Genomic DNA, 8,966 nt, shown 5'->3' with positions numbered 1-8,966 from the left:
GGGTATTGGGACGTGAGCAAAAACGAATTTGTGTCCAACTTCCTCGATTTCATCTCCTCTAATAGACGAAACACCTTCTGGGCGGTCGATGAATTTAATCTCAAGCTTTCTTCTGTCGAGCTCGGGATGCCATATGACCTTGTTTATCAAGTCTCTTAAGCTATATCTCTTCATCCTTCGCTATCTCCACAAGCTGCCCTTTTAGATTTAACTTAAGGGATTTTTTGGCAACGGCTCTTATGAAAACGGGATCAAGACCAGTTTCTTTACTTATGTGTTGAATCGACATCCTCCCGGCTCTAATCTGCTCGATTATTATGTCAACGTAGTCCTCAAACTCGTCGTCGCTCATGAAAATTACGTCGAGCACCGTGTTGAAGTCCTTGAGGGAGCAGTAAAAGTTCGCGCTTAAATGGGTAAAGCTCACGTGATATTCTTTTTCCGGCTTGCTTTTTGGATCTTCCGGCATTCTCCACTTAGATCCGAGCATACCGGCTTTCTTTAAAATTTTTAGGGCTTCCTCCACGTTTCCTCCAACTTCCGCTTTAAGCTCGTCTATAGTCTTCCAGCCGTCAAGTAGAATTTCGTAAACTCTTCTGTAATTTTCTGACGAGAACAGCTGTAAGATCGGAATGAACTCTATTACGTCGTTGATCAGCTTTGCTCTTCTCACCGGCATCACCTTAAAAACTTATGTTCAAATTTTCTCTCTTGCGATATAAAACTCTATCTGGGGGATAAATTTTACATCTCAAGAGTGTAACTACATTTATGAAGGAGGTTAAGCTTTACACTGCTGAAGACATGGAAAAAGAGCTTGAGGAAGGTCACGATGATATTGAGGTTGCCTTAAAAAAGTGGAAGTCTATTTTAGAAGCCCTTGAAGCAATTGAAGAAGTTTCAATCCAGATAACGTCCTTCTGCCTCAAATACCAGAAGTTTGGTTGTAAAAACTGCCCCATAACGAAGTTCGACTATCCGTGTGGACACCCCTATGCGACGTTTACGATATTCTATCAGGATTTAAGGAAGCTCAGAATGGTTGCTGAGAGGCTTTACGCAGTTCTTTTAGCGATAGATAGGGAAGATAAAGAGAGCAGAAAGCACTACGTCTGAGAAAGCTTTTTATTCAGACGATGTAGATAATAAAACATGCTCCTGATATTCGATCCCCTCTACATAATGCTTGGAGTGCTCGGATACTTCATAATGTTCCTATTAGCCAGCACAGTAGCTCCTAAGATAGCCGGGAGGTTTGCTGGGAGGTTTTCCCTCTACACTTCGATGGCTATACTTGGGGTGATGATTCTTGGCATCTCAGCTCTGATAATCTACTTGGTCCTAAGCTTCGCCGGCTACTACTTCAGCCTTCTGGGAATAGTTATCTTCGTTTTGATAGTGAACCTGCTGATGTATCTCGCGTCGCCTTACATAATAAACATGAGCTACTCAGCAAAACCAAGCCCGGAGTTGCAGAGGTTTGTCGATACCGTCGCAAATAGGCTTGGAGTAAAGTCTCCAAAGGCTGTAATCGTGAGGGGGCCGCCGAACGCTTTCGCCTACGGGAACTTCTTAACGGGGAAGTTCGTGGCTGTAACTGATTCGATGCTCAAAATGCTCTCGAAGGAGGAGCTTGAGGCTGTTATAGGTCACGAAATTGGACATCACAAGCACAGGGACAACGCTGTGATGCTTCTCTTTGGTTTGCTTCCGTCGATAATCTTCTACCTCGGCTACATGTTAATACACTCATCGTTGAGCGAGAGAAGAAATCAACTCGCTCTGCTTGGATTCGCAGCGGTAATAGCTTCCTTCTTAGTTCAGATATTGGTTCTGGCTTTCAGCAGGCTCAGAGAGTATTACGCGGACTTCGAGGGTGCTCTTGCAGCTGGAAAGAGAAGCATGCAGTACGCTTTAGCGAAAATTCACGCCTTCTACCACCGCTATCCGGATTACCATGAGATGATCGCATCGGACAAATTCAGAACGCTGTTCATCTACGCTTTCGTTCAGGCTGTAGCTTCTCCGTACGTTGCTTACATCGACGTGGAAAGTATAAAGAGAGCTAAGGTAAATCCAGTCGAGGAGTTCTTGTCAACTCATCCGCCGATTCCCAAGAGGCTTAGATTCCTTGATTCTCTTCCCCTTTAACCCCACTTTAGAACCCAGATCTCTTGCTTTTCTGGAATCTTCACTTCTACTTCGCTGACGTCGAATTTTTTTACGTTTTCCTTTCCCCTCAGAAATACGTCTACCGGCTTGATGGGGAAGTCTATAACCTCGGTCTTGTAGTGCATAGGCACGACGACTTTCGGAGAGAGGATTTTCACGACCTCTTCAGCCTCCTCCGGCTCGATGGTGAAGTACCCTCCAACGGGAATCATCAAAACGTCAACTTCTTCTATTTCCTTCGCCTCACCCTCCTCGATAACGTGTCCTAAATCTCCGAGATGGCAGAACTTTATTCCATCGAGCTCTATTTTGAAAATTATGTTCTTTCCCCTCTGCGCCCCTCTCGCTTTGTCGTGATAAGTCTCAACTCCTTTTATCTTCACCCCGTTCACTTCGAACTCCCCAGCTTCGTCGATGACCTTCGGGTTTCCTCTTATAACCTCAACCTTATTGTGGTCGAAGTGGTCGTGACTTACGGTTACTATATCAGCTTCCACGTTTGGCGTTGGATAACCAACATCCTTCTCGTGGAATGGATCTGTAACAACGACCTTGCTCCCCTTTATTGCGAAGCAAGCGTGTCCGAACCAACGGAGCGATACCATGTAAAATAATCCGCATTAATCGTTATAAGCTTTCCCTTTGGAGCACTCTCGTTTCGATTGGACACTTTAAAGAGGAGGGTTATAAAAGAGGACGTCACTTGGGGAAGTTTTCCTTGAGGATTTTTCGAATGTGAATAACTACCGTTGCGGAGGATTCTGACTTCGAAAAAGTTTTCAGCTTACAACTCTCGTATTCGAAACCCAAATGGAGAGAGACATTGATGATACTTTTTACAAAAAATAGAATTTTAGAGGTAACTTTCGGCGAGGTCTCCGGCAATGGGAACTTTGTAGTACTCCCCTTGATACGCCTTTATCATTAGGACTATCCAGAGAATGAAGGCTAAAATTCCGAGAAGGCTGCTGAAAATTCCCCCGAGGAATGGTAGAAAGCTTAAGAGAAGTTGGAGGACGGTTATCGACAAGAACACGACTACCGACTGCATCGCATGAAATCTGACGAATCTGCTCTCTTTCTCGATTAAGAGAAAGATTATTCCAGTGACCCATCCGAGGAGATAAGACAGGAGGGCTTCTACGTTTTCATCAATTCCAAGAGATGTTTTCGCCATTTGATGGGCTTGAATTTTGGTAAATAAATATCTTTCGGGGTTTTTCTTCATTTGGTGAATTTTACGTGACAAAACTTTTAATCAGTTTCATATGTAGCTGATTTCATATGAAGGTGCTTGACCTTCGGGGGTTGACGTGTCCCATGCCGGTGATAAAGCTTAAAGGGGAACTTGAGAAGGAGAAGGGAGAACTTATGGTTTTAACTTCCGATCCGGGGACGCTGAGCGAAATTCCAACGTTAGCTGAAAAACTTGGATGGAAGGTTGTTAAGGTGGAGGAAAACGAATGCTTCAAGTTTACCTTGAGGAAATAGTTCTCTACAAGCTTCCATTCGTTACTGCGGCAATCTTTTTTGTGGGATTATTTTATAGAATTTACAAGTACCTTTCTGTAAAGCTGAGAGTATTTCCGGTTTTTCCCAAAGCGTCGAAAAGCGGTTTGGAAAAGCTGTTTGAATACTTTAGCGATGTGTTTCTCTTTAAAACGATCTTTTCGTCCGATAAATTTCTCTGGGTTTTATCGTGGCTCTTTCATGTCTCTCTCTTCGTAATTTTGCTCGGACACCTCAGGATGTTCCTTGGAATTAAAGTTGATGAAAATTTCACAAGCTTTCTCGGAACGTTGCTCGGAGTAATTTTCTTTCTGACTCTTCTATCCCTTTTGGTGAGGAGGGTTGCCAAGCTCAGGGTTATTTCCACAGCAGAAGACTACTTCGCCTTAATTCTACTTTTAAGCGTTGCAATCAGTGGAATGTATTTGAGGTTGAATGACGTAAGCTTAAATGGGTATTTGCTCTCTCTAATTTCCGGTGAGAAGATAGTGGTTGGAAGTTCGGCTTTGGTCGTCCACGCTCTCCTCGCTCAGATTCTTGTAGCCTATTTACCCTTCGGAAAACTCTTTCACTCAATCGGAGTTTTTCACTCTAACTATCTGGTGAGGTGGAAGAATGCCAGAGTCCGCAGCTCTGTGCGTGAGGTGCGGTAATTGCTTGGAGAACTGTCACATCTACTTATCCACGGGGGAATGGAAGCACGCTCCTCCAAACAGATTGAAAATTCTGAGAAAGAAAGCGGATTTTGTCGCTTTCGAATGCAACGGATGCAGAAGGTGCACGGTTTTCTGTCCTTTTTCTGTAGAAGTTTCTGCCTACGTTTCAAGAGCGAGGAGGGAAATTAAGAATGAAGCGAAAGCTCTTGTAGATCTTGTTGAAATCCAGCTTGAGAAGGGAAGGAATTTCGAGAAGCACAAGCAAATGTACGAGGCGGCGATAAGATTTCTTGAGAAAAAGCACAATGTAAAAATTCCCCTGAATAAAAAAGCCGAAATCCTCTTTGTTCCCCTTCAGGGAGAGCACACGATAATTCCAGCTGCAAAACTCTTCAATTTAGCTAAAGAAGACTGGACCTTAAGCTACTTCGAAGCTTCTAACTTCGCCTTCTTTCTTGGGGATATGGAACTCGCTAAGAAAGTTTCCGAGAGAATATTCAGAGAAGCAGAAGAGCTTAACGCCGAGAAAATAATCGTTACGGAATGTGGTCACGCTTATAGGGTTTTCAAGATGTTTTGGAGGGAGTGGTTTGGGAGGGATTTCGAGATATTAAACATAGTTGAGGTTGCCGCAGATTATCTTGAAAATGGAATTGTGGAGGTTAGGGGGAGTTTGACTGAGCCGGTGACTTATCATGATCCGTGTCAAGCGGCAAGAAACTCGGGATTGATAGAGGAGCCGAGAAGAGTTATAGAGAGTTTTTCGGAAGACTTCAGAGAGATGAGGCCGAACAAAGAGAGGAACTTCTGCTGCGGGGGAGGTGGAGGATTAGTAGCGATTCCGGAGATGAAGGACTTCAGAATGATAGCGGGAAAGAAAAAGGCTGAACAAATAAAAGAGACTGAAGCAAAGTACGTCTTAACAATTTGCGAAAACTGCAGAACTCAGCTTAAGGATTTGAGGGAGCATTACAACTTGAATTACGAAGTTTCCGGAGTTGTCGAGCTTCTATCCAAATTCATCTGATCAGACCGTATGCCTTTCTTCATCGCCAGTCTTGGGGCAAGGGTATCATCACCCCTCAGCCTAACGAGGGTTCATCATCCCGGCTCCGCTGAGAGGTATTTCATCATCTAAAGAAATCATCTTACCGATTGGATTTAACCCTTTCGAGCATCTCCAGATAGGACTCTCTTAGACTATCTTCCCTCTTAAAGCCGAGTTCTTCGGCGAGTCTGAAAATTTTCTCCTTAGCTTTTCCAACGTCTTCGCTGTCGATTTCGAACTCAACGAAATCTCCGAGGTTAAAAACGTGGTCGACGCAAACGAGTACTCCTTCAACCTCGTAAAGCTCCCTGATCTTTTTCACCTCTCTCACCGGCTTGAATCCGAGTTTTTTGAGAAGCTCCACAGCCTTCTCGAAATCGTCAACTTTTATCTTTATTTCTTCCCTTGTTTTAGTCTCGCTATCAAGCTTCGGACCTTTGTAGGTTATCGTCACGCCTTCTTCGTCCTTCCTAACCCTCAAAGCCTCGTCGCTCTCTTTGAAATCTCTCAGGGGGGAATTGAAGTATATGTCCTCCTCAAGTTTTCTTTTCAAAAAAGAGCCTTTCTCAGCTAACAGCTTCTTGAGTTTATCTGGCTCTTTAAGTGGAAATTTCGCTTCCACTTCCACTTTCTCTCATCTTTCCCAAATTTTTTATACCTTTCTGAATTGGCTTTCGTGATGACGATCAAGGAAGGGGACTTCGTTAAGATAAGCTACACGGCGAAGCTTGAAGATGGAACAGTGATCGACTCTACCGATGAGAACGTGGCTAAAGAAGCTGGAGTTTACGAGGAGCACGCGAGGTATGGGGATATAGTCATTGTAGTGGGGGAAGGACACGTTTTAAAGGGGTTGGAGGAGGACATAGTCGGCAAGGAAGTTGGATACAAGGGGACTGTGGAAGTTCCTCCGGAGAAAGCATTCGGCGAATACGACCCGAACAAGAAGGAGATGGTAACTCTCAAAAAGTTCAAGGAGAAGCCGAAGCCCGGGGATAGGGTTAGAGTAGGGGACAGAGTGGGGATCGTAGAGAAAGTTGTGGGCAGGAGGGCGATAATCGACTTCAACCATCCGCTGGCTGGAAAGAAGATAATCTTCGAGTACGAGATAAAGGAGAAAATAGAAGACCCAGTGGAGAAGATAAAAGCCCTGTTCTTAATCCACACCGGCAGAGAGCTTGAGACAAAAGTTGAAGACGGAAAAGCGGTAGTGGAAGTGCCGAAGGACGTTGCGTTCAACCAGTTCTTCCTCCTCGGAAAGATCACGGCGGTGAACAAAATATTCGAGCACTTGCCGGAGATAAAGGAAGTTGAGCTTGTGGAGAGATACGTTAGGGAAGAGTCTAAAGAGGAATCTTCCTAACTTTACCAAACTTTTTCACGTTTCTGCAAAACTGGCAGACTTCTGTTGAAGTCGGCTCTCCACAGATTTTGCAGCTCTTCAATTCCCCTTCGACTTTTTCCCTTTTTACGAGGCTTCTTAAAACGCCCTTCTTAAACCCCGGAATTCTTTTCTCTATCACATAAACAAGCTCCTTCCATTTTGGATCCGGAGCTTTCGGGCACTCGTCTGGGAGAAAAGTCAATCTCCTTGAGAGAACGAAGAGGAGGTTTTCTTTCTCCCCGATCTCGTAAAGGGGTTTAGCCTTTGAGACGAATTTGAAGTAACCTTCTATCCTCGGTAGAAGCTTTTCGCTCCACTCGAAGTTTCCGGAGTAAAGGTTCTTCAATACGTTCGCAACAATATCTTCGGCGCAGTGTCCTGTGGCAACGACGTCGAAGCCTTGCTCCCTTGCAAACCTGTTCATTATATACCTCTTAGCATTTCCGCAAACGCTGCAGGCTTTCTTCCTCACATCGCTTATCGTAAATCCGTATTCGGAGAGAGTTACTACGTGGAGGGGAATTCCAAGATTATCGCACAGCTCTCTGCAAACCTCTTCTGACTTCTTGCTGTACTCCCCTATTCCGAGGTTTATGTGCAAAGCCTCGACTTTAATCCCGAGCTTATCTTCAAGCTCCTTCAATGCGGCAATCATGGCTACGCTATCTTTCCCCCCACTTACCGCAGCGAGAACTCTCTCTCCTCTCTTTAAAATTCCGTATCTCCTGATGCTTCTCTCAACTAAGCTCAGGTACCTCTTCGAGTAGCACTCCTTACAGTAGTAGCGGTTTCCGATTTTCTCGATCGCATTTTTCCCGCATTCGCACCTCATACTCTCACGTTCGGTATTATCACCGAGAGGGCGATCGAAACGAAAACTATTACGGTCGTGACTTTGCTCAGGCTTTCCGCTCTCGGGGAAATCCTTTTCAATAATTCCTGAAATATCCTTCCTCCGTCGAGGGGGATGGCTGGGAGGCAGTTAAATAGCCCAACGTAAAAGTTTATCCACCCTATCCAGTAGAGGGCGTTGAGGAGGTAGAAAATCTCCTTGTCGCCGTTGAATATTTTTTCGTAAATTCCTGAGAAGCTGTTGAATGTCGTTATCGGCATTGCCATGACGAAAGCCCATCCTGCTGGATTCGTCATCATCTTTGGAATCGACTTCAACGTGGAGAGGATTCTCTCGGCGTAAGGATAACTCGGCACAATTCCCGAGACGTTGTCTCTGATGTAAACTCCCATCAAAGCTCTTTCTTCCCCTCCAAGGACGAGCTTCTTTACCTCATAGCCGGATCCGTTCCAGACCTTTAATGTGATTTCCTCTCCCGGTCTTTTGTTCCTCAAAATTTCTGCGAGCTGCTTAGTAGAGACAACTCTTTTCCCATCTGCTTCAACTATTATCATTCCCTCCTTTAAAACTCCTTCAGCGGGCATGTCCTTCATGATTCCAATTATCTCCACTCCAACCACTCCGTTAAGAACGATCTCTTTTCCGTTTTCGAGCTTGATTTTAAGAGGCGTCTTCGTTATGGCTTTTTCAAAATCTTCCGGAGTCTCAATCTTTACTCCGTTCACTTCCACTATTTTTGTTCCAGCCTCGATTCTTCCGCTTGAGTCGTGCAAAACCGCAACAGCTGGAGAGATGTAGGAGAGGAAGTGAAAGAAGAGGACAAAGGCTAAAGCGGCAACGATAAAATTCCCTGTGATTCCGCTTGCAAAAACCCTAATCTTTTTACTCGACTCAGCCTTTTTCAGTTCCTCCTCATCCGGCTCAGCAAACCCTCCTATTGGGAGAAGTAGGAGTAGAACACCTACAGATTTCACCCTAATTCTCTCAACCAAAGCCAGAATGCCGTGGCTAAACTCGTGAACGATTAAAGTTACGAGCAGCCCTATAGCCCCCCATATTAACGGAATGAACTGGTTAACCCCCGGAATCAGTAAAACGTTTCTCGGGCTTGTTATTTCTGAAGGGGATGGAGGAGATGTGAGGAGAATGTAGTCCATGAAAATTATGAGAAAGAACATGAAAGCCATTCCGAGGAAAATGAGAGGGACTCCGACTATAGCATATATTCTCCAAAATCTCTCGTATTTCGAGAGCTTTTTTAGAAATCCAACGATTCTCTTAGATCTGATCATCAGTAGAGGGCCGTATGCAGTTATGTCGTATTTGTCGAGCACACCTTTCATT

General features: G+C 44.6%; 13 protein-coding genes. 6 read left to right on the top strand and 7 right to left on the bottom strand.

The features are described 5' to 3' along the window. Both F7C14_RS01375 and F7C14_RS01370 read right to left on the bottom strand, forming a co-directional pair. The coding region (locus tag F7C14_RS01375; protein WP_290899068.1) for an RNA repair domain-containing protein at window positions 1-174 on the bottom strand (174 nt) is incomplete at its 3' end. Then, a complete protein-coding gene (locus tag F7C14_RS01370) occupies window positions 161-679 on the bottom strand; it encodes an ArsR family transcriptional regulator (RefSeq protein WP_290899066.1) in 519 nt (172 codons plus the stop codon). The genes F7C14_RS01370 and F7C14_RS01375, both read right to left, overlap by 14 nt. A gap of 92 nt (window positions 680-771) precedes the next feature. On the opposite strand from F7C14_RS01370, the gene F7C14_RS01365 reads away from it, so the two are divergent. Together F7C14_RS01365 and F7C14_RS01360 are read left to right on the top strand one after the other, a co-directional pair. Next, window positions 772-1,116, top strand: coding sequence for a hypothetical protein (locus F7C14_RS01365; protein ID WP_290899064.1), 345 nt, complete (start codon window positions 772-774; stop codon window positions 1,114-1,116). Between the two features lie 36 nt (window positions 1,117-1,152). Then, window positions 1,153-2,151, top strand: a complete 999-nt coding sequence (locus F7C14_RS01360; protein WP_290899062.1) for a zinc metalloprotease HtpX — start codon at window positions 1,153-1,155, stop codon at window positions 2,149-2,151. On the opposite strand, the gene F7C14_RS01355 is transcribed toward F7C14_RS01360, so the two are convergent. Together F7C14_RS01355 and F7C14_RS01350 are read right to left on the bottom strand one after the other, a co-directional pair. Next, the gene (locus F7C14_RS01355; protein ID WP_290899060.1) at window positions 2,148-2,777 is read right to left on the bottom strand and encodes an MBL fold metallo-hydrolase; all 630 of its coding nucleotides are present in this window, start codon (window positions 2,775-2,777) and stop codon (window positions 2,148-2,150) included. The genes F7C14_RS01360 and F7C14_RS01355 overlap by 4 nt on opposite strands. Window positions 2,778-3,025: 248 nt before the next feature. After that, complete coding sequence (locus tag F7C14_RS01350; RefSeq protein ID WP_290899058.1) at window positions 3,026-3,349, bottom strand: DUF4870 domain-containing protein; 324 nt, start codon at window positions 3,347-3,349, stop codon at window positions 3,026-3,028. Window positions 3,350-3,456: 107 nt separating this feature from the next. Between F7C14_RS01350 and F7C14_RS01345 the strand changes: the two genes are divergently transcribed. Genes F7C14_RS01345 through F7C14_RS01335 form a run of 3 tightly spaced genes read left to right on the top strand, consistent with a single transcriptional unit; the run spans window position 3,457 to window position 5,364 of the window. Then, entirely contained in the window at window positions 3,457-3,663 is a 207-nt protein-coding gene (locus tag F7C14_RS01345; RefSeq protein WP_290899057.1) for a sulfurtransferase TusA family protein, read from the top strand. Further along, window positions 3,636-4,334 (top strand): respiratory nitrate reductase subunit gamma, encoded by a 699-nt coding sequence (locus F7C14_RS01340; protein ID WP_290899054.1) that lies wholly within the window; start codon window positions 3,636-3,638, stop codon window positions 4,332-4,334. The genes F7C14_RS01345 and F7C14_RS01340 overlap by 28 nt, the downstream gene beginning before the upstream one ends. Then, entirely contained in the window at window positions 4,297-5,364 is a 1,068-nt protein-coding gene (locus F7C14_RS01335; RefSeq protein ID WP_290899051.1) for a (Fe-S)-binding protein, read from the top strand. Before F7C14_RS01340 ends, F7C14_RS01335 begins: the two co-directional genes overlap by 38 nt. Window positions 5,365-5,485: 121 nt before the next feature. On the opposite strand, the gene cyaB is transcribed toward F7C14_RS01335, so the two are convergent. After that, entirely contained in the window at window positions 5,486-6,013 is a 528-nt protein-coding gene (gene cyaB, locus F7C14_RS01330; RefSeq protein WP_290899048.1) for a class IV adenylate cyclase, read from the bottom strand. A 51-nt stretch (window positions 6,014-6,064) separates the two neighbouring features. Between cyaB and F7C14_RS01325 the strand changes: the two genes are divergently transcribed. Next, the gene (locus tag F7C14_RS01325; protein WP_290899045.1) at window positions 6,065-6,748 is read left to right on the top strand and encodes a peptidylprolyl isomerase; all 684 of its coding nucleotides are present in this window, start codon (window positions 6,065-6,067) and stop codon (window positions 6,746-6,748) included. Here F7C14_RS01325 and F7C14_RS01320 read toward each other — a convergent pair. Both F7C14_RS01320 and F7C14_RS01315 read right to left on the bottom strand, forming a co-directional pair. Then, on the bottom strand, window positions 6,729-7,601 hold the full coding sequence (locus tag F7C14_RS01320) for an ATP-binding protein (RefSeq protein ID WP_290899042.1): 873 nt from the start codon (window positions 7,599-7,601) through the stop codon (window positions 6,729-6,731). The two genes, F7C14_RS01325 and F7C14_RS01320, sit on opposite strands and share 20 nt — an antisense overlap. Continuing rightward, window positions 7,598-8,966, bottom strand: a 1,369-nt coding sequence (locus F7C14_RS01315) for a site-2 protease family protein (protein WP_290899037.1), incomplete at its 5' end; no start/stop codon positions are given. The genes F7C14_RS01315 and F7C14_RS01320, both read right to left, overlap by 4 nt.

Origin of the sequence: Ferroglobus sp. (genome assembly GCF_015521575.1) — an archaeon.
Classification (GTDB): domain Archaea; phylum Halobacteriota; class Archaeoglobi; order Archaeoglobales; family Archaeoglobaceae; genus Ferroglobus.
The sequence above is the reverse complement of the archived record's forward strand: the minus strand, read 5'-3'. Positions and strand labels throughout refer to the sequence as shown.

Bases quoted from the DNA above. Each gene is read 5' to 3' on its own strand.
- F7C14_RS01370 (WP_290899066.1), bottom strand. From the start codon at position 679: ATGCCGGTGAGAAGAGCAAAGCTGATCAACGACGTAATAGAGTTCATT.
- F7C14_RS01365 (WP_290899064.1), top strand. From the start codon at position 772: ATGAAGGAGGTTAAGCTTTACACTGCTGAAGACATGGAAAAAGAGCTT.
- F7C14_RS01360 (WP_290899062.1), top strand. From the start codon at position 1,153: ATGCTCCTGATATTCGATCCCCTCTACATAATGCTTGGAGTGCTCGGA.
- F7C14_RS01355 (WP_290899060.1), bottom strand. From the start codon at position 2,777: ATGGTATCGCTCCGTTGGTTCGGACACGCTTGCTTCGCAATAAAGGGG.
- F7C14_RS01350 (WP_290899058.1), bottom strand. From the start codon at position 3,349: ATGGCGAAAACATCTCTTGGAATTGATGAAAACGTAGAAGCCCTCCTG.
- F7C14_RS01345 (WP_290899057.1), top strand. From the start codon at position 3,457: ATGAAGGTGCTTGACCTTCGGGGGTTGACGTGTCCCATGCCGGTGATA.
- F7C14_RS01340 (WP_290899054.1), top strand. From the start codon at position 3,636: ATGCTTCAAGTTTACCTTGAGGAAATAGTTCTCTACAAGCTTCCATTC.
- F7C14_RS01335 (WP_290899051.1), top strand. From the start codon at position 4,297: ATGCCAGAGTCCGCAGCTCTGTGCGTGAGGTGCGGTAATTGCTTGGAG.
- F7C14_RS01325 (WP_290899045.1), top strand. From the start codon at position 6,065: ATGACGATCAAGGAAGGGGACTTCGTTAAGATAAGCTACACGGCGAAG.
- F7C14_RS01320 (WP_290899042.1), bottom strand. From the start codon at position 7,601: ATGAGGTGCGAATGCGGGAAAAATGCGATCGAGAAAATCGGAAACCGC.